This window comes from Xanthomonas nasturtii (assembly GCF_023337365.3).
GTDB classification, from domain to species: domain Bacteria; phylum Pseudomonadota; class Gammaproteobacteria; order Xanthomonadales; family Xanthomonadaceae; genus Xanthomonas; species Xanthomonas nasturtii.
The window spans coordinates 460,898-480,120 of the sequence record NZ_CP142084.2 but is presented as its reverse complement, the minus strand read 5'-3'; the positions used below and the strand labels follow the sequence as shown (position 1 = coordinate 480,120).

Annotated in this window: 15 protein-coding genes and 1 pseudogene; 6 read left to right on the top strand and 10 right to left on the bottom strand. The window is 65.4% G+C overall.

Annotation, left to right across the window (positions count from 1 at the left end; genetic code table 11):
• The first annotated feature begins 1 nt into the window (after position 1).
• The 3 genes from M3O59_RS02060 (at position 2) to M3O59_RS02050 (ending at position 3,132) form a co-directional block, all read left to right on the top strand.
• Positions 2–385 carry an SH3 domain-containing protein gene (locus M3O59_RS02060; RefSeq protein ID WP_116906490.1) on the top strand — a complete coding sequence of 128 codons (384 nt, stop codon included), beginning with the start codon at positions 2–4 and terminating at the stop codon, positions 383–385.
• Positions 382–1,908: a dihydrolipoamide acetyltransferase family protein gene (locus tag M3O59_RS02055; RefSeq protein WP_116906489.1), complete on the top strand. Its 1,527-nt coding sequence runs from the start codon at positions 382–384 to the stop codon at positions 1,906–1,908. The genes M3O59_RS02060 and M3O59_RS02055 overlap by 4 nt, the downstream gene beginning before the upstream one ends.
• A 240-nt stretch (positions 1,909–2,148) precedes the next feature.
• Entirely contained in the window at positions 2,149–3,132 is a 984-nt protein-coding gene (locus M3O59_RS02050) for an IS5 family transposase (RefSeq protein WP_249050091.1), read from the top strand.
• Between the two features lie 389 nt (positions 3,133–3,521).
• Here M3O59_RS02050 and xopJ read toward each other — a convergent pair whose 3' ends face one another.
• Positions 3,522–4,631 (bottom strand): YopJ family type III secretion system effector XopJ, encoded by a 1,110-nt coding sequence (gene xopJ, locus M3O59_RS02045; protein ID WP_116905867.1) that lies wholly within the window; start codon positions 4,629–4,631, stop codon positions 3,522–3,524.
• A 346-nt stretch (positions 4,632–4,977) separates the two neighbouring features.
• Between xopJ and M3O59_RS02040 the strand changes: the two genes are divergently transcribed.
• Positions 4,978–6,279, top strand: a complete 1,302-nt coding sequence (locus M3O59_RS02040; protein WP_116905866.1) for a DEAD/DEAH box helicase — start codon at positions 4,978–4,980, stop codon at positions 6,277–6,279.
• A gap of 134 nt (positions 6,280–6,413) precedes the next feature.
• On the opposite strand, the gene M3O59_RS02035 is transcribed toward M3O59_RS02040, so the two are convergent.
• A complete protein-coding gene (locus M3O59_RS02035; RefSeq protein ID WP_147308498.1) occupies positions 6,414–6,749 on the bottom strand; it encodes a DUF6172 family protein in 336 nt (111 codons plus the stop codon).
• A 26-nt stretch (positions 6,750–6,775) separates the two neighbouring features.
• Positions 6,776–7,348, bottom strand: coding sequence for a winged helix-turn-helix transcriptional regulator (locus M3O59_RS02030; protein ID WP_249046845.1), 573 nt, complete (start codon positions 7,346–7,348; stop codon positions 6,776–6,778).
• A gap of 156 nt (positions 7,349–7,504) precedes the next feature.
• Between M3O59_RS02030 and M3O59_RS02025 the strand changes: the two genes are divergently transcribed.
• On the top strand, positions 7,505–7,780 hold the full coding sequence (locus M3O59_RS02025; protein WP_249046846.1) for an SDR family oxidoreductase: 276 nt from the start codon (positions 7,505–7,507) through the stop codon (positions 7,778–7,780).
• Positions 7,781–7,960: 180 nt separating this feature from the next.
• Here the strand turns inward: M3O59_RS02025 and M3O59_RS02020 are convergent.
• Positions 7,961–8,293: pseudogene (locus M3O59_RS02020) on the bottom strand (VirK family protein); the annotation flags it as partial.
• Positions 8,294–8,915: 622 nt separating this feature from the next.
• On the opposite strand from M3O59_RS02020, the gene M3O59_RS02015 reads away from it, so the two are divergent.
• Positions 8,916–9,674: an SDR family NAD(P)-dependent oxidoreductase gene (locus tag M3O59_RS02015; RefSeq protein ID WP_116905865.1), complete on the top strand. Its 759-nt coding sequence runs from the start codon at positions 8,916–8,918 to the stop codon at positions 9,672–9,674.
• 113 nt (positions 9,675–9,787) lie between these two features.
• On the opposite strand, the gene M3O59_RS02010 is transcribed toward M3O59_RS02015, so the two are convergent.
• The 6 genes from M3O59_RS02010 to treZ all read right to left on the bottom strand — a co-directional run bounded on the left by M3O59_RS02010 (position 9,788) and on the right by treZ (position 19,222).
• Positions 9,788–10,417 (bottom strand): NAD(P)H-binding protein, encoded by a 630-nt coding sequence (locus M3O59_RS02010; protein ID WP_249046847.1) that lies wholly within the window; start codon positions 10,415–10,417, stop codon positions 9,788–9,790.
• 16 nt (positions 10,418–10,433) lie between these two features.
• Positions 10,434–12,596, bottom strand: a complete 2,163-nt coding sequence (glgX, locus tag M3O59_RS02005; protein WP_064633142.1) for a glycogen debranching protein GlgX — start codon at positions 12,594–12,596, stop codon at positions 10,434–10,436.
• A gap of 110 nt (positions 12,597–12,706) precedes the next feature.
• Complete coding sequence (locus M3O59_RS02000; protein WP_064633140.1) at positions 12,707–12,892, bottom strand: DUF2934 domain-containing protein; 186 nt, start codon at positions 12,890–12,892, stop codon at positions 12,707–12,709.
• A 26-nt stretch (positions 12,893–12,918) separates the two neighbouring features.
• Positions 12,919–15,522, bottom strand: a complete 2,604-nt coding sequence (gene treY, locus M3O59_RS01995) for a malto-oligosyltrehalose synthase (protein WP_116905864.1) — start codon at positions 15,520–15,522, stop codon at positions 12,919–12,921.
• Complete coding sequence (locus M3O59_RS01990) at positions 15,519–17,468, bottom strand: 4-alpha-glucanotransferase (RefSeq protein ID WP_181920550.1); 1,950 nt, start codon at positions 17,466–17,468, stop codon at positions 15,519–15,521. Before M3O59_RS01990 ends, treY begins: the two co-directional genes overlap by 4 nt.
• Positions 17,465–19,222 (bottom strand): malto-oligosyltrehalose trehalohydrolase, encoded by a 1,758-nt coding sequence (treZ, locus tag M3O59_RS01985; protein WP_116905863.1) that lies wholly within the window; start codon positions 19,220–19,222, stop codon positions 17,465–17,467. Before treZ ends, M3O59_RS01990 begins: the two co-directional genes overlap by 4 nt.
• Position 19,223 lies beyond the last annotated feature (1 nt).

The window sequence follows — 19,223 nt, the reverse complement described above, 5'->3', positions numbered from 1 at the left end:
CATGCGCGCCCGTCTGCTTTGCCAGCACCGCGCCGCTTATGCCAACCCGGTCCGCTTCCAGGCAGGCCAGCAGGTGAGCGTCGGCGTACGCGACGAAGAATGGCCGGCGTTTGCCTGGGTCACCACCGACGGTGGCCGTGCCGGCTGGGCGCCGCTGGCCTGGCTGCGCCCGCTGGGCGATGGCCTGGCCGAAGCCCTGCGCGATTACGACGCACGCGAACTCGATGCCCAGGCAGGCGAGGACGTGTTGCTGCATCACGAACACGGTGGCTGGTGGTGGTCCGAGCGTGCCGACGGCACGCAGGGCTGGCTGCCGGCCGCCGACCTCGAACTCCTCGACGACACCACGCCGCAGCTGCCTGCCGCGCAAGAGAATCTGCCATGAGCGACAACAAGAATTTTCACCTGCCCGACCTGGGCGAAGGCCTGCCCGACGCCACTATCGTCGAATGGTTCGTCAAGGAAGGCGACAACGTGCGCCTGGACGACCCGCTGGTCTCGATGGAGACCGCCAAGGCGGTGGTCGAGGTGCCCTCGCCGTTCTCCGGCACGGTGGTCAAGCTGGCCGGTGCGGCCGGCGACATCATCGTCACCGGTGCGGTGCTGGCGCAGTTCGCGCTGGACCCCTCGCAGCCGCAACGCGCCGATGGCCAGGACACCGGCCACGGACATGGTCACGGCGGCAGCGCGCAGGCGGCAACGCCGAGCACCGGCCAAAGCGCAGCAGGCCCCACCGCGCGGGTGGTTGCCTCCGACAACGGCGGCGAAATTGCCGATGCGGATGCCGATGCCGCTGCGGATCCCGGCGCTGGCGAGCGCGACGACGCCGGCACCGTGGTGGGTGCCATGCAGAGCTCCAACACCGTGCAGAGCGAACAGGCGATCGCCGTCGGCGGCGTGCGCGCGATGCCGGTGGTGCGGGCGCTCGCACGCAAGCTGCGCGTGGATCTGGCGCAGGTACGTGCCACCGGACCGGACGGCACGGTCACGCTTGCAGACGTAAAGCAGGCAGCGGCCGCCGGCACCGCGCAGCCCTCACCGGGCGCGCATGGCGCGCCGACCTCTCCCGCAAGCGGGAGAGGTGGTCCGATCGGTGGCGGTGGGAGAGCCGCTGCGATCATTGTCGACGGCAGGGATCGACCAGCAACGGCGACCCTTCTCCCGCCCGCGGGAGAAGGTGCCCGCAGGGCGGATGAGGGCAGCACTACCCGCTCGCCGCTCTCAGCCAGCGGCAAGCCGATGCGCACCCAATCGCCCGGCATCAGCGCCAAGGGCCAGCCGGAGCAGCTCAAGGGCGTGCGCCGCAACATGGCGCGCGTGATGGCCGATGCGCATACCAAGGTGGTGCCGACCACGCTCAACGACGATGCCGACCTGCACGCCTGGCAGCCCGGCAACGATGTCACCGTGCGCCTGGTGCGCGGCATCGTGCGCGCCTGCCAGGCGGTGCCTGCGCTCAACGCCTGGTTCGACGGCGACGCACTCAGCCGCACCCTGCACCACCAGGTCGATATCGGCATTGCCGTGGATACCGAAGAAGGCTTGTTCGTGCCGGCATTGCGCAACGCCGACATGCTGGACGCACACGGCATCCGCGAAGGCGTCAACCGGCTGCGCCAGCAGGTGGAAACCCGCAGTATTGCCGCCTCCGAGTTGAGCGGCTACACCATCTCGCTGTCCAACTTCGGCATGTTCGCCGGCCGCTACGCCACCCCGGTGGTGGTGCCGCCGTGCGTGGCGATCGTGGCTGCCGGCCGCGCGCGCTACCAGCTCGTGCCGGTGATGGGCGGTGTGGAGACCCACAAGGTGATGCCGCTGTCGCTGACCTTCGACCACCGCGCCGCCACTGGCGGCGACGCCGCACGTTTCCTGCGCGCGCTGCTGGACGATCTGGCGTTGGCCAACTGAGCACGTGCGCGGCGGGCCTTGCCGGCTCGCCGCGCAGGATTGAAGACGCTCTGTCAGAAACCACGAACGTAGGTACAAGCAGGCGCGCGCGCACGTGCCGGGTGAACGAGCGCAATGCAGCCGCTGACTCCCAACATCAATGGCGCCTGTAGCCGTGCAACGTTTCGGTGTGCTAAGGAAGCTCTGAACAAAGCAGCATGATCTGCGACAATCGATCAACGAACCGAGCGGACGATTTCGATGCAGCTGAGCTTCGGCGATGCGGAGTACAACGGCAAGCGCAAGCAGACGCGGCGCGAGGTATTTCTGGCCGAGATGGATCAGGTGGTGCCGTGGAAAGACCTGCTGGCGCTGATCGAGCCGCATTATCCAAAGTCGGGGCAGCCGGGGCGACAGCCGTATCGGCTGGAGACGATGCTGCGCATCCACTTTTTGCAGCAGTGGTACGCATTGAGCGATCCATCGGCGGAAGAAGCCCTGTACGACACGGTGTCGATGCGGCGTTTTGCAAAGATCGGCGGCCTGGATGAGGTGCCGGACGAGACGACGATACTCAACTTCCGCCACTTGCTGGAGCAACACGATGTGGCGCGCAAGCTGTTCAACCGGGTCAACGCGCACCTGTCGCGCAAGGGGCAGAGCCTGCGCGGCGGGACGATCGTAGAGGCCACGATCATTTCAGCGCCCAGTTCGACCAAGAACCAGGACGGCAAGCGCGACCCGCAGATGCACCAGACCAAGAAGGGCAATCAGTATTACTTCGGGATGAAAGCGCACATTGGGGTAGACGATGTGTCCGGCTTGGTGCACCACGTGGAATGCACGGCAGCCAACGTCGCCGATATCACGCAGGCGCACAAGCTGATGCATGTCAAGGAAGACATGCTCAGCGGGGATAGCGGTTACACGGGGCTGGACAAGCGCGCGGAGATGGCACGCAAGCGCATGTTGCGCTACCTGATTGCAGCCAAGCCGTCCAAGCTCAAGCAGATCAAGAGTGCGCGCCAGCTGCAGTGGACCAAGCGCTGGGAGCACACCAAGGCCAGCCTGCGGGCGAAGGTGGAACATCCGTTTCGGGTGATCAAGCGCCAGTTTAGTTACGTCAAGGTGCGCTATCGCGGCCTGGCGAAGAATACCGCGCAGGTGCTGACGCTGTTTGCACTGTCGAACCTTTGGCTGAAGCGAAAGCAGTTGATGCCTGTCGTGGGGACGGTGTGCCTGTAACCCGGGCAACACCCCGCAAACGCGGCGGAAACGGCAAAAAATCGAGGGTCTGAGCGCTATCAGAGTGGCTGATGCGGTTTAGATCATCCTCCGACGTCGTTGATCAGACCATCCCTAAAGAACCTCGATCAAACGCTAGTTCGGTTACACCCTGGTCCGATAGGTGGCATGGCCAAGAACAGGGCGCAATAGATGACATTGCTTGCGCTTTCATATCTGTGATGGTGCGCCCGCAGCTTCTACCACAAGGGGAATAGGTCTGCTTGGCGAAGCTACAGGCCGGCCTTTACGCTTTCCGTCAGGCTCGCCGCTGCAGCATCCCAGGAAAAAGCCCGCCGAGAAGGCGGGCTTTGTATGCCAAGCAGCATAAATAATATTTAATAATTGTCTCAGGACTCTAAAGCATGGCGGATCTTTCTGGCTCTGGATGCTTCGATTGACATGCTGTAACTTTTATCGCGCTCGACCCGGAACTCCTCCAGTCTACGGCTCAGCGACTCCTTGTACACGGCGGCTCTGCCGGACCTCACATCAGTGGCCGATGCACCAGGCTGATACGCCTCGAGCTCGTCGATGCTGCGCCTGGAATGCGCATGTTTATAAAAATTTGCAGGCAACAATCTGGTTCCTCTAAGCAAATAGACGCCAAGATCGTCAAGGTACTCACTTTCCGGAGTCATTCCCATGATATTTCCCTTCTTTCGCAGATCTTTATGCCACCGGTCGAAAGTGCTTCTTTCTTGGTATGCCGCCAGGGCATAGTCAAGAGAAAATATGACGCATCCACCTATTGACTTAAGCGCTTCCGCTTCGATCACCGAAAAAGAAATTTTCTTTCCGAACTGAGACGTAAGATTTTCTCTAATCTTTACGAAACCGGGCATGTGGTCCGGATTATAAGCAGACGCAGGTTCCAGCGCGATAATCGTCGTGTGACCATTCTCGTGATTGCGCACGTCGAATGCGACGCGATGCCACCTTCGCGGATCTTCGTCCAGTCGCACTACCGCCCTTAATGGCAATCCTGTTTTATGCCAGCGACCCAGTTCATGCAAGAACTCCCCGGGTGTATCGAAGCTGCGCAAATTTAGATTTTTCAATCTATTATCGTATGAGCGAACTAGATGGGGGAGGTTCTCAATATCCATTAGCCGAAGTGACTCGCTGATAGGTTCGTTTCGCCTCAGCTGATCGAGAGTTGCGTTGGCATAAGACACCAAGCTTGATGGAGCTGAATGTCCACGCGACTGCACCGCATCCGACAAGGCCTCGGCCTTCTTGCGAGGTCTGGCTGGGAGAGCGGAAAATGCAGAGTTACTAGGCGGGGAGTCCGGAGGCGGAGAGGACGGAGGCGTAGACGCCTTACTACTGGGTGCTGAGTCAGCCTCTGGAATATGAGGCTGAAAACGACTGCTGCTCGAACCACCCACTCCCAATGATCTGAAAAACTTCTTCATTTTACCACCATCGCTTGTATGGATCTGAATTTGCACTCTCATGGAGTCGCATCTATATTAGAGCGCGTTAATCGTAAACCTTGTTTCCGTTGCGCGAAGATCTAGGCGATAATGCGAACAGCTGAAAATCGCTGAACGACGCATCGCAGATAAGCGGTAATAATCCATGCTGAAGCGTGATCTGTACAACTGATCTCCGGCGATTAACCATCCGCACAAAACCGGGCCACGGCCGAGGGCAAATCGCATTGGATGCATCAGACCTGGGACCGACACAACGATTTTTTGTTGCCGCCGCTTGGCGGCACCATGGATCGGTCTGTGCTGCAAGCGCACCTGCACTTCGTTTCGGCATGCACGTCGTCGACAATGCGTGGATAATCGCGCGATGTCACTGAAAGCAGATTTGCTGTCGCTACAGCTACCGCCCTCGTTCGAGTCCGCGCTCGCCAGGGCCGGTGTGCGCACGCTCACGCCGATCCAGGTCGCCATGATTTCGCCGATGCTGGCCGGACGCGATCTGATTGCGATGGCGCAGACCGGTTCGGGCAAGACCCTGGCCTATGCGTTGCCGTTGCTGCAGCAACGCATGCTGGCACCGGAGACCGCGCCACGCGTGCTGGGTGCGTTGGTGCTGGTGCCCACCCGCGAACTTGCCGCACAGGTGGAGGCCACGTTGCGCCAGCTGGCTGCGCACCTGCCGCGACGGCTCAAGATCGTTGCCGCCACCGGCGGCAGTTCGATCAACCCGCAGCTGCTGGCGCTGCGCGGTGGCGCCGACATCGTGGTGGCCACACCGGGCCGGCTGCTGGATCTGGTCGATCACAACGCACTGCGCCTGAGCGAGGTGGCCACGCTGGTGCTGGACGAAGCCGACCGCCTGCTGGAACTGGGCTTCGGTACCGAACTCGATCGCATCCTTGCGCTATTGCCGGCGCAGCGGCAGAGCGTGCTGGTGTCGGCCACGTTTCCGCCCACCATCGCGTCGCTGGCCAAGCGACGTCTGCGCGATCCCTTGCGCATCACCATCGAGGCCACGCCCGAACAGGCACCGGCGATCGTGCAACAGGCGATCGCGGTGGATACCGCCCAGCGCACGCCGCTGCTGCGTCATCTGCTGCAGGAACACGCATGGCCGCAGCTGCTGGTCTTCGTCGCCAGCCGCCACACCGCCGAGAAGGTCGCCGAAAAATTGAGCAAGACCGGCATCGAGGCGATGCCGCTGCATGGCGAATTGAGCCAGGGCCGCCGCGAACGCACGTTGCGGGCCTTCAAACAGGCGCAAGTGCAGGTGCTGGTGGCCACCGATCTGGCCGGGCGCGGCATCGATATAGACGCCTTGCCTGCGGTACTCAATTACGACCTGCCCCGCTCCACCGTCGACTACACCCACCGCATCGGCCGCACCGCACGCGCCGGTGCCCGCGGCGTGGCGATCAGCTTCGTCACGGCCGAAAGCGCGCAGCAATGGCGGCTGATCGAAAAACGCCAGGGCCTGCGGGTCGCCACGCGCGTTGTCGCCGGGTTCGAACCGACGGCGACGACAGAAACGCCTGCAAACGCCAGGCCTGCGAGTGAAGCACAAGGCGTGGATGCGGCCGCGCCGGAGAACAACGGCGGCATCAAGGGCAAGCGGCCCAGCAAGAAAGACAAGCTGCGCGCGGCGGCGGCGTCCGCAAAACCCGACTGAGCGCGGCGATGTGGTGCTCCCTGGCGCAGCGGCCCTGACGGACCTGCGCACGCATCGCGGCTAGCGATCTGTCGCGATGCTCAACGACGGTAATGCCGCGGTGCGCAGTGAAACTGCCGACGCAGGGTGCGGCCTCAATCCTGCTCGAAATCCAGCTCGCCATCACCGAAGCCGTGGTCGCTCCCTGCGCGCGGCGTGCGCTTGCCCGGCTTGCGCAGGATTTCCACGAAAAACTGCTCGCCACCCTCGCTGGTGAGCGCATTGATCGAACGGATCAGCTCGGCCGGCGGCAACGGCTGCGCGCTGGCCTCATCCACGCCGAAGCGCATGTCGAAGTCCCAGTAATCCGCGCCCTCCGGCAGGTCCTTGCGGCGCTCGCGGCGGATGTACTTGCGGATCTCGTTCTTGCTGGACTCCAGCAGACGATCGCGGTTATTGCCTTCGAGGTTGAGCTGGTAGGTCTTGCGCATGGCGACATCGGTTGGGAACTGGCCGCCTATTGTGAGGCCACACAGCCGTTGTGGGTGAATCGTCGGCGTTCCGGTGGATCAATCAGCAGGCTCGCAGACTGATCGGGGCAATGAGTCGCCGGGCCGACGCCCCCATCCAGCAGCACTCCACGTATGGCGCACGACTGAAAATACCGGCCGCTTCCAGGTCGCCGCAGAACTGCAGATGCCGGTTCCAAGGCCGCAGCGGGGGGACTGGCTGCAAACGCCTGCTCGGCTGCAATCACCTCATTGGCGCGGTCCTGGCACCCGTGCAGCAACGCGATCAGCGGCGCTTCCAGGGTGTCGCCCAACGGCGTGCGCCGGTATTGCACGGCCACCGGCGACGAAGAAATCACTTCCCTGCTGATCAACCCGATCCGTTGCAGCCGCCGCAGCGCTTCGGTCAGCGATTTGTGCGTCACGCCATCCAGTTGCCGTTTGATCCGGTTGAAGCGCATTGGCCCGTTGCATAGCACCGTCATGATCATGACCGACCACTTGTTGGCGATCGGCTCCAGCACCGTGCGGATGTCCGCAAGGCGATAGAGGTCGCAGGGGGCAGCGGTTTCCTCGGCCATATCGAGTTACCCCCAGGTGCGTAATTGAAATCAGGTATAGGATGGACATCATCTCGCTGATACTGACAACCGATTCGACGGGGCCTGGCCGCGTCCAATCCCGTATCGACAACCGACGAGAGACTGTCCAAATCAACGAATGAGTTCCACGGCAAAGTGGCCTTGATTACCGGCGCCTCCAGCGGCATCGGCAACGCAACGGCAAAGAAACCCGCAGCGGCAGGCATGAAGGTCGGCCTTGCGGCGCGGCGCACCGACCGACTGCAGGGGTTGAAGTCGGACATCGAGCAGGCGGGCGGCCAAGCGCTGGTGCTGGAAATGGATGTCGCCAACAAGGACTCGGTCAACGCCGGCGTGGCAGCACTGATCGCGGCGTATGGCGCAATCGATGGGCTGGTCAACAACGCCGGCATCATGCATCTAATGCCATGACCTACAACGCCGCCGATTTCCAGCGTTCGTGCAGGTGATGCTTACATGTTTCTGTATCTGCCCACCAACCGCCACGCGTGGCTACGCCCCGTACCCTCACCCCTCTCCCGCAGGAGAGGGGCTACGGCCGCGCGCACTCCCCTGCACAGCGAAAAGACGTCCCTTCTCCCGCCGGGAGAAGGTGCCCCGCAGGGGCGGATGAGGGTACGTGCGAAGCCTGGATTGCTTGCGCACCTTGTCATTACTGGCCACGGTGAAGTGCGAGCCGGAGAACGCGACCGTGCCGTCCTCGGTGATGCGGTAGGCATCGATATGGCCGCCGCCGCGGGTCTGGCTGGCCGGCGTGCCCTGTTCGGGCGTGCAGCGACTGAGATCGGTGGTCAGGCTGACGTCGTAGCCGGCGTCCAGTGCGGCGATGACGTCGGCACGCGAATTGAGCGATGTGCTGGCCATGGCAGGCACGGCACAGGCACACAGCGCAGCGGCAAAGACAGCGGGAGCAAGCCGGGGCAGGGCGAACTCCAGGCAGAGGAGGGAATCAAGCGCTCTGGACATCAGATTGTCCGGGACGATCACCATGACCCAGCCCAGCTCGATGCCGCGCGCCGCACTACGCATCGCGCCGCATGTTTGCGCTGTTCGGCAAAGCGCGTGCTCGGGTGCACAGTTCTGCATATGCCTATCGGCCGTCTGTGCCAGCGCACGCACCAGCGCGGTGCCGCAGAAGCCGGCGCCGATGACGGTGATATGGGTTTCCATGTGCAAATCCCGCTGAATGACTCGCACGTTGTGCCCGCAGTGCGACGCCGGTGTGTAAACGTTTGGTTAGCGCCGGGCAAGCAAAAACGGCATGAGCTGATTGCCAGCGGTGATGAGGCGTGTGGCGCAGGCAACGCCGATCGCACATGGCAGCGAGATGACAGCGGTCGCCACCGTACGCGGCGGTGTCGCGTGCGTTTGCGCATGCCGGTTTTGCAGCGCTGCGCAATGCGGCGATGCAGACCGCTGCAATCAACGTGCCGGTGCCACGCAAGCGTGCACAGCGATGGTGGTCCGTACCTCACTGGCGATACGCGTGGCAACCCGGTCGCGCGCGGCTGTCGGATAATGCCGGTTTCCGAATCGGGCAGTCGCCATGTCAAAGACCGCAGTTCGCCCGCAACGCGTGTTGATCGCCGGCGGCAGCCGTGGCATCGGCCTGGCAATCGCCCAGGCATTCGTGCGTCACGGCGCGCAGGTCTCGATCTGCGCACGCAATGCCGCCGGCCTTGCACAGGCTGCGAGCGCATTGGCAACGCATGGCGCGCCGGTGCACACACTGCCCTGCGACCTGGCCGACGCCACCCAGATCGATGCCTATGTACAGGCCGCCGCGCAGGCGCTGGATGGCCTGGACGTGGTGATCAACAACGCCTCCGGCTACGGACATGGCAACGACGATGCAAGTTGGCAGGCCGGACTGGATGTCGACCTGATGGCCGCGGTGCGCTGCAATCGCGCCGCGTTGCCGTATCTGCGCAGCAGCGATGCAGCCGTGATCCTCAACATCAGCTCGATCAACGCACAACGCCCAACCCCACGCGCGATCGCCTATTCCACCGCCAAGGCCGCGCTCAATTACTACACCACCACCCTGGCTGCAGAGTTGGCGCGCGAGCGTATCCGCGTCAATGCCATCGCACCGGGGTCCATCGAGTTCCCCGGTGGACTGTGGGACACGCGCAGCCGCGAGGAACCAGAGTTATATGCACGCATCCGCGACAGCATTCCGTTCGGTGGCTTCGGGCAGGTACAACACATTGCCGACGCCGCGTTGTTCCTTGCCTCACCACAGGCGCGCTGGATCACCGGCCAAGTGCTGGCGGTGGATGGTGGGCAGTCGTTGGGCGTGTGAGCAGGTAGCACAATAGCTCTGTCGGAGCGCGCTTGCGCGCGTTGAAGCGTTCCCGATGATGCCTCATCGCGCGCAAGCGCGCTCCTATACAAGCCAAGCAATCGACGCAGCTGCTACACCAGCTCCGCGGCCTCAACACTATGCTCGCCACGCGCCGGGGCCAGCGCTGCAGCCACCATCGCCGCAGCAATCCGTTCGGCCGGGTTGATCCGGAAGCGGCGTGGCAGGATCGGGCCGAGCGCGCCCAGCACCAGGCTGCCGAGATGTTCGCCGGTACGGCGCTCCTCGCGTTCGCCGCCGATCAGGCCGGGGCGCACGAAGGTGAGCGAGGGGAAGCCGATGTCGCGCAGATCGCGTTCCAGCTCGCCCTTGACGCGGCTGTAGAAGATGCGCGATTGCGCGTTGGCACCGGCCGCCGAGTTCAGCACGAAGACCGAGGTGCCTTGCGCACAGGCTGCGCGTGCGATGGCCATCGGGTAATCGTGGTCGATGCGGTAGAACGCCTCGCGCGAGCCGGCCTGTTTCATGGTGCTGCCCAGGGCGCAGATTGCCGCTTCCATGCGCGGTGCCGTCCAGTGATCGAGCCGTTCGAAGTCGATTACCTGATTGCGCAGCTTGGGGTGAATCTGCGTGAGCGGCCGCCGCGTGATCGCCACCACGCCCGTGCAGCGCGCGTCGGCCAGCAATTGCTGCAACACCTGCTTGCCGACCAGGCCGGTCGCCCCTGCCAACAAGACATCCATCAGGCCGTCCTCGCCATCAGCGCGCACCTTCGGAAACGATGCGCGCACTGCTGATGATGCGGTCGCGTTCCACCGCCAACAGTGTCAGCGAGTGCGCCGGCGCCTTCCATTCGCTGCCACCGGCCACCACGCGGCCGCCGTGGCGCGCGGTGTCCACCAGCACGCGCCAATGCTCGTCGTGCATCGATGGCAGGGTAAACGCCACGCTGGTGGAGGCGGCATTGATCAACATCAGCAAGGTCACGTTGGCGGCGATCTCGCGCAGGCCGGTGGTCGGCGAGCGGCCGTCCAGGCGCAGCATCAGCGCGCGCGCTTCCGGGTCGTGCCAGCCGGCTTCGTCCATCTCGTGGCCATCCGGTGCGAGCCAGGTCAGATCCTTCAGGCCCAGCGCTTCGTCGAACTTGCCATCGAAGAAACGCGCGCGATGCAGCAAGGGGTAACGCTGGCGGATGCGGATCAGGCGGCGCACGAACGCGGCTTGATCGGCGGCGGCGGCCTTGGTGGCCGCCGTCCAATCGATCCAGGTCAGCTCGTTGTCCTGGCAATACGCGTTGTTGTTGCCGTTCTGGCTGTGGCCGAATTCATCGCCGGCCAGCAGCATCGGCGTGCCTTGCGATAACAGCAACGTCGCGAGCAGGTTGCGCATCTGCTGGCGACGCAGCTGCTTGATCGCCGCGTCGTTGGTGTCGCCTTCGACGCCGTAATTGGCCGAGATGTTGTGGTCGCTGCCGTCACGGCCGTCCTCGCCGTTGGCCATGTTGTGCTTGCCTTCGTAACTGACCAGGTCGCGCAGGGTGAAGCCGTCGTGGGCAGTGACGAAATTGACCGAAGCGGTCGGCCGGCGGCCGCTGTGATTGAACAGATCGGCCGAACCGGTCAGGCGCGTGGCCAACTCGGCCAATTGGCCGCCGTCGCCGCGCCAGAACGCGCGTACGTTGTCGCGGAACTTGTCGTTCCACTCCACCCAACCGGGCGGGAAGTTGCCGACCTGGTAGCCACCGGGGCCGATATCCCACGGTTCGGCGATCAGCTTGGTCTGGCTGAGCACCGGGTCCTGGCGCACCGCATCCAGGAAGCTGCCGGAGGGATCGAAGCCATAGCGCTCGCGGCCGAGGATGCTGGCCAGGTCGAAACGGAAGCCGTCCACGTGCATTTCCTGCACCCAGTAACGCAGCGAATCCATCACCATGCGCAGCGCGCCGACGTTGGTCAGGTCGAAGGTGTTACCGGTGCCGGTGTCGTTGATGTAGAAGCGGCGATCGTCGGCCAGGCGGTAATAGCTGGCGTTGTCGATGCCCTTGAACGACAGCGTGGGCCCCAGCTCGTTGCCTTCGGCGGTGTGGTTGTAGACCACGTCCAGCAGCACTTCCAGGCCGGCGTGATGCAGCCGCGCCACCATCTGCTTGAACTCGGCCACGGTGCGCGTGGACATGTAACGCGCCTGCGGCGCAAAAAAGCCCAGCGTGTTGTAGCCCCAGTAGTTGCGCAGGCCTTTTTCCAGCAGATATTGGTCGTCGACGAACGCATGCACGGGGAGCAGTTCCACCGCGGTGACGCCGAGCGAGCTGATGTGGTCGATCAATTCGTCGGTCTTCAGCGCCGAGAAGGTGCCGCGCTCTTCCGGCGGCACTGCCGGGTGCAGCATGCTCAGGCCGCGCACATGCGCCTCATAGATCACCGTGCGGTTCCACGGCGTCTGCGGCGGGCGGTCCTGGCCCCAGGTGAAGGCCGGGTCGATCACGGCAGACTTGGGCATGAACGCGGCGCTGTCGCGGCGATCGAAGCTCAGGTCCTTGTCGCGGTGGCCGATGGTGTAACCGAACAGGTGCGGTGCCCATTTGAGCTCGCCGACGATCTGCTTGGCATACGGGTCCAGCAGCAATTTATTGTGGTTGAAGCGGTGCCCGGCCTCGGGCGCGTAGGGGCCATGCACGCGGTAGCCGTAGAGCTGGCCCGGGCGGGCATCCGGCAGGTAGCCGTGCCAGACCTCGTCGGTGTATTCGGGCAGTGCGATGCGTTCCTGCTCGCGGCCACGCTCGTCGAACAGGCACAGCTCCACGCGGGTGGCATTGCGCGAGTACAGCGCGAAGTTGACGCCCAAGCCATCCCAGGTGGCACCGAGCGGATTGGGACGGCCTTCGCGGATGCGCGAGCGCTGAGTGAACTTGCGAGTGGCCATCGGTAACTCCTTAGAACGGTGAACTCAAGACGGTGTGCGATTGCGTTTGCAGCGGCAGGTCATCCTGCACGGGCGTGGTACTGCGCCCGTGCAAGGTGACAAAGGCCGCGTTACTGGCGTGCAGTGATGGGCGTGACCGTATGCTCGGCGGCCTGCTCGGCGGCGCGCTCTTCGGCATCCACCAGGCGCTCGGCCATGGCCCAGTGGCGGTCCGCGTGCCCGTCCGGGCGGCCTTCCGCTTCCCAGATCTCCTGTGCCAACTGGGCAAGCCGGGCTTGCCGTTCCATGTCGTTCATTGCGTACGTTTCTCTCGGGGGGTCACTTATTGGGACAACAACACAGCCACCGGCGCGCGTGCAAACACCATCGATAGCGCCAGGCGGCCGCGCTGCGGCTGCAGCGTGCTGCCGTCGAGCACATTACGGTATGTGCCCTCCGCCAAGGCTAACGTTGCCTGACCCCAGGTGGCCGGCGGCACCAGCAACGGCAGGTCGCCCTCGTCTTGCGCGCCAGCACCCAAGCGGGTGACTGCAACCACCAATGCCTGCCCGCGGTACTGGCGACGGAACGCCAACACCTGCGCATCGCCACTGACAGCCACGTTCAACGGCTGATAGTCGCCCTTCGCAAACAGCGCCGGATGTTCGCCACGTAGCTGGAGCAGCAGCGCGGTGAGCCGCGCCTTGACCGCGCCATCGCGCCAGCCACGCAGCAGGGTATTGAAGTCGCGCGCCTGCGCCAGCCACTGCTGGCGTTGCGCGTAATCGACCGGGCGGCGGTTGTCCGGGTCCACCAGCGACAGATCCCAACCTTCGGTGCCCTGGTATAGATCGGGCACGCCGGGCACGGTCAGGCGCAGCGTGGTTTGCACCAGCCCGTTGCGCGCGCCGGCGGCGGCGATGTGGTTGCTGGCGCGCAGCAAGGCGCGACGCAGCGGCAACCCGGCGCGGCTGCTCAGCACCTGCTCCACCGTTGCCTGCACGGCCTGTTCGTAGGCGGCCGAACCATCGGTCCAGCTGGTATGCAGCTTGGCTTCGCGCACCGCCTTGAGCAGCCACTGCGCCACGCGCTCGGCGTAGGCGGCCAGCGGCTCGGCCTGGTCGGCGCCCAACCCGATCGGCCATGCGGCCACCAGGGTCTGCCACAGCATCTGCTGGTCGCCACCGGCCAGGGCGGGCGATTCCAGCGCTTCGGCCAGGGCATCGAACTGGGCACTCTGCTCGACCCACCACCGCGGCTGTTCGGACAGCACCGCCAGCCGCATGCGCAGGTCTTCGCCGCGCTTGTGATCGTGCGTGGCGGTGGCCAGCAGCGCGCGGGGGTAATGCTTTGCACGCTCGGCATTCTGCGCGTGGAACTCGGCGGCCTCGTTGGCGAAGTGGGTCGGATGGCTGCCGACCTCGTTGCGCGACAGCAGCACGCCATGCCGGTAGAACGCGGTGTCTTCCACCGACTTGGCATTGAGCGGTGCGGACAACTGCTCCACGCGACGACGCAAAATGCGCCGCAAGGCGACCTGCGCGCGATCGGCGCCGGCATCGTCGAGCAGCCAGCGCTCGATCGCGTCGACGGCCGCAACGATCGACTCCGGCATGCCCTCGCGCGCCTGCGCGGCAGTGGCGCGCAGGCGCTCGGCTTCGCTTCCGGTCACGCCCTTGGCACCGGCGTAGGTGCGGTATACCGGAAACCAGCGCAGCAACACGCACAGGCCGCGCGCCAGCATCTGCGGACTGAACTCGCGCGTTGGCGGGTCCAGTCGCGCCAGTGCCGACAACGCACCCACGGCGCGATTGAATTCGGTCTGCAGCGGGCCGCGCAGGATCTCGTCGCGTGCGCTGCGCTCTTCCTGTGCGAAGTCGCCACTGCGCCCGCTCACCTTTTGCCAGGCACGCGCCAATGGCTTGAAGCCGGCCGGGTCATGCAGCACGCCGCCGACCTGGTCCATGAAGTCGTAGCCGGTGGTGCCATCGCAGGGCCAGTCGGCCGGCAAGGCTTCGCCGGGCGCCAGGATCTTTTCCAGATACAACCCCAGCGTGCCGGGCTTGAGGCCACGCGTGCGGCCGGCCGCATCCAGCCGGCTGCGCAGCTTGCGCACATAGCCGGTGGGGTCGGTGAGCCCGTCCACATGGTCGATGCGCAAGCCATCCAGGTGACCTTCGGCCACCAGCCGCAGCGGCAGCGCATGCACCGCGTCGAACACGGCCGGCAGTTCCACCCGCAGCGCCACCAGCGAGGTGATGTCGAAGAAGCGGCGGTAGTTGAGCATGTCGTTGCCCACACGCCACCAGTTCAGGCGATACGGTTGGCGCTCGATCAACTTGTGCAGGCGGCCATCGCCGCGCTTGGCGCCGTCGTTGTAGTCGCGCAGCCACTGCGCGCGTGCCGCTTTGTCCGGCACCTCCAGCGTCTGCGCGCGGATCGGGTAGCGCTGGTCGTAATGCGCCAGTGCGGCACTGCCGTCGTCTTCGACCACCAGGGTGATCAGACCGTCGGCCAGCGCGGTGGCATACGGGCGGTCCAGCACGGCCAGCCACAACTTCCCATCGCGCCCAGGCGCACGCCAATCGATGTCGAACCAATCGGCGTGCCTGGCGCTGCGGCCGTTGCGCAACACATCCCACCACCAGGCGTTTTGCGCGTGCGTGGCCATGTGGTTGGGCACGATGTCGGCGATCAGGCCCATGCCGTGTTCGCGTGCGGCTTGCGACAACGCGACCAGTGCCTCTTCGCCACCGAGCTCGGGATTGACCACGGTCGGGTCGATATTGTCGTAGCCGTGCGTGGAGCCCGGCACCGCGGTGCCGATCGGCGACAGATATAGATGGCTGATGCCCAGGCCGGCGTAGTACGGCACCTGCGCGAGCGCGTCGTGCAGGGTGAAGCCGGCATGCAGCTGCAGGCGGGCGGTGGCGCGGAGGTCGATCATGGGTGCGGTTCCGTAACGGCCGCGACGCGACGCGCCTCGGCAAAGCCCTGCAGCGCCGTGCTCAGGCGCGCATGCGGCAAGGGATCGGGCAGGCGTCGACGCCAGTTGGGATGGACCTCGACGGTGCCCGGCAGATTGGGTTGTTCTTCCAGCGCCAGCGCGTCTTCCGCCGGCAGCAAGGCCAGGGGCGACACGCTGGTGGCGGTGAAGCGCAGCGCGCCCAGCAGCGGGTCGTCCGCCGCGGCCAAGCCGGCGTGTTCAACCGCCGCATCCAGCCGCGCGACATCCTTGCTGCGGTCTTTGGTGTCGCCGTCTGCCTGCGCAGGCGCGATCAACTCCAGCTTGCGCCGCCAGGCGATGTCGCGGCCTGCACGCCAACCGGTAAGCGTGGGCAGATCGTGCGTGGTGGTGGTGGCGATGGCATCGGGTCGCCACAACGCCGGCGCGACAAACGCGCCGTCTTCGTCGCGGGTGAACATCAAGACATCGATACCCATGACGCCGCGGCGCGAGAGTTCTTCGCGGATGCCCGGCGGCACCACACCCAGGTCTTCGCCGATGACAATCGCGCGATGCCGCCACGATTCCAGCGCCAGCAGATTGAGCAGATCGTGCAGCGGGTAGGCCAGATACGCGCCCTCGTTGGAGCCGGCGCCATCGGGTACTACCCACAGCCGCATCAGGCCAAGAATATGATCGATGCGGATCCCGCCGCGGTCGCGCAGCACCGCGCGCAGCAGCGCGATATACGGGGCAAAACCACTGCGCCGCAGCGCAGTAGGCGAATACGCACCGATGCCCCAATGCTGGCCATCGGCATTGAAGGCATCCGGCGGCGCGCCCAGCACCAGGCCACGCAACACGGTATCTGCAGCGGCCGCGGCTTCGGCGCCGTTGGGGTCGAAGCCCACCGCCAGATCGGCGATCAAGCCGATCTTCATGCCACGCTCGTGCGCCTCGCGTTGCGCATCCGACCAACTGCGCGCGGCCAGCCACTGGGTAAATACATGCAGCTGCGGGTCGTTGTCGCCGAAATCGCGCGCAGCAAAGCGTGCGAAGCCGTCCAATGCGTCGCCGCCCGCATTGCGGAAGGCGAGCAGATCGGCATGGTCCGGTGCCACGCGCGCGTGCAGATGGCGCAGCAATGTCCACTTGGCCTGCGCCGAAGCCGGCCAGTCGATCAAGGTGTTGCCGTGCAGCGTGTCGAAGCGCTGACGCAGGCCGTCGACCTCGGCGATCGCCTCCAGTGCCAGCTCGCCCAGCACGCGCACCGGCGCGGCATGCAAGGGATCGAAGAAGCGCCGGTCGCTGGGCGAATACGGGCTGTAGCCGCCGGTGACCGGGCGCGAGGCATGCACCGGACTCAGTGCCAGTGCATCGGCGCCGGCCAGTGCCGCATGCCGCAACCATTCCACCGTGCCGGCGGCATCGCCGATGCCTCCGTCATCGAGACTGCAGGCCGAATAGACCTGCAAGGCCATGCCCCAGGCACGCGGCGCCGGCTGGCCACAGGCGTCGGCCACGCTGAAGCAGCGTTGCGGCGCGACGGCCACCTGCTGGGTCAACGCGCCGATCTGCAGCGTCCAGTAACCGAAGCGCTGCGGTGCGCGCAGCTGCCCTTGCGCATCGGCACGTGCGTCTTCGCTGGCACCCGCCTCATCGGTCCAGCGGCCGCTCGCGTCGGCGGCAACCCGCAACGCAAGCAGCTCGCCCACCTGCGCCGTGAGCAGCGGCGCCGGCTCGTCGGCCTGCGCCTTGCAGCGGCGCAGGCTGTCTTCACGCTGCGCTGCGGTAGCGGCGGGCAACTCCAACGCGGTCAGCACCGCATGCACCGATTGCTCGGACACCTGCCGTGGCTGGTCGCTGGCATCCACCCAATCCACCATCACTCCGGCCGCCTCAGCCAGTGTGTGCAGGTCATTGCCGCCCGGCGCGCGCGTACTCACGATTGCGCCTCGTGCCAGGCGATGAAGCCATCCACCGGCAGTTCCTGCGCGTCGGCAGCGACATTTTCAACATGCGCCACGCGTCCGCGCACCGGCGGCAACGGCACCGCCTGGGTTCCGACATTGAAGGCGATATGCCACAGCCCGCCGGGCAACTCCCAACTGGCTGTCAGCGCGCCATCGGCAAGCACACTGGCACGCACGGTGCGCGCCTGCGCCAACCCCGGCACCAACCACTGGCGACGCGCCTGCAGCAGCGCGGTGAACCAGATTGCCCAGTGCGCGCCCTCGCCTTGCGCTGCGTCCTCGATCGGCGAACGCGACGCCTCGAAGGTGGCATGGCTATTGGGGTCGGGAATGGTGGCGCGCTGCGCCTCGTCGGCGAACGCGGCGAAATGGGCGAACTCCTTGCGGCGGCCTTCGCGCACCGCATCGTCCAGCGGCGGGCCGAAGTCGGTGAAGAACAGGAACGGCTGCGTCGCGCCCCACGGCTCGCCCATGAAGAACAGCGGAATCATCGGCGTCAACGCGGTCAGCGCCAAGGCGGCACGCAACCGTTGTGGCGACACCAGCACGCTCAGTCGTTCGCCGCGGGCGCGGTTGCCGATCTGGTCGTGGTTCTGCGCAAACACCACAAATTTGTGCGGCGGCAGCGCACCGCTGGGCTCGCCACGCACATGCCCACGCGGGTCCGGCTCGCCCTGGTAGGCGAAGCCTTCGCCCAGCACGCGCGCAAGATGCGCGGTGGGCTTGTCGGCGAACGCGGCGTAATAGCCTTCTTCTTCGCCAGTCAGCAGCACATGCAAGGCGTTATGGAAGTCGTCGTCCCATTGCGCGGTGTAGCCGCGTTGCAGCTGCGAGGCTTGGTTGGCCTCGTTTTCCAGCACCAGATGCACGTGGCGGCCGGCCGGCAGGCTGGTCTCCACGGTTTCGCGCAAGGTGTCCAGGAATGCGTTCGGCGTGATCGCGTGCACCGCATCCAGGCGCAGTCCGTCGAAGCCGTATTCGTGCAGCCACATCAGTGCGTTGTCGAGGAAGTAGCGCTGCACCTGCGGCTTGCGGAAGTCGATCGCCGCGCCCCACGGGGTGGGCTTGTCTTCGTTGAAGAACGGGCCGGCGTAGCTGTGCAGATAATTGCCGTCCGGGCCGAAGTGGTTGTAGACCACATCCAGCAGCACCATCAGGCCATGCCCGTGCGCGGCATCGATCAGCGCCTTCAGCGCGTCGGGGGTGCCATAGGCCTCGGCAGGTGCGTACGGCAGCACGCCGTCGTAGCCCCAGTTGTGCGCACCGGGGAACGCGCTCACCGGCATCAGCTCGATGGCGGTGATGCCCATTGCCGCCAGCTGCGGCAACTGCGCCTGCACCCCGGCATAGCCACCGCAGGTGCCCACGTGCAACTCATAGATCACCGCTTCGTCCCACCGCCGCCCCTGCCACTGGGTGTTCTGCCAGGCGTAGCCATCGGTTGGCTGGACCGCGCTGGGGCCGTGCACGCCCTCGGGCTGCCAGCGCGAGGCAGGGTCCGGCACCGGCTCGCCGCCGTCGACGCTGTAGCGGTAGCGCGCATCGGGGGCGCAGTCGATCACGGCGCTGAAGAAGCCATCCTGCGCCGCCTGCAGCGCGCCGCGCGTGCCGTCGTCGAAGACCACCTCCACGGTGTTGGCCTGCGGTGCCCAGAGTGCGAAGCGCACCTGTCCCTCACCCGCCGGCCAGGCGCCCCAGGCCGGGGTGATGTCGTTGCGCTGGTTCATG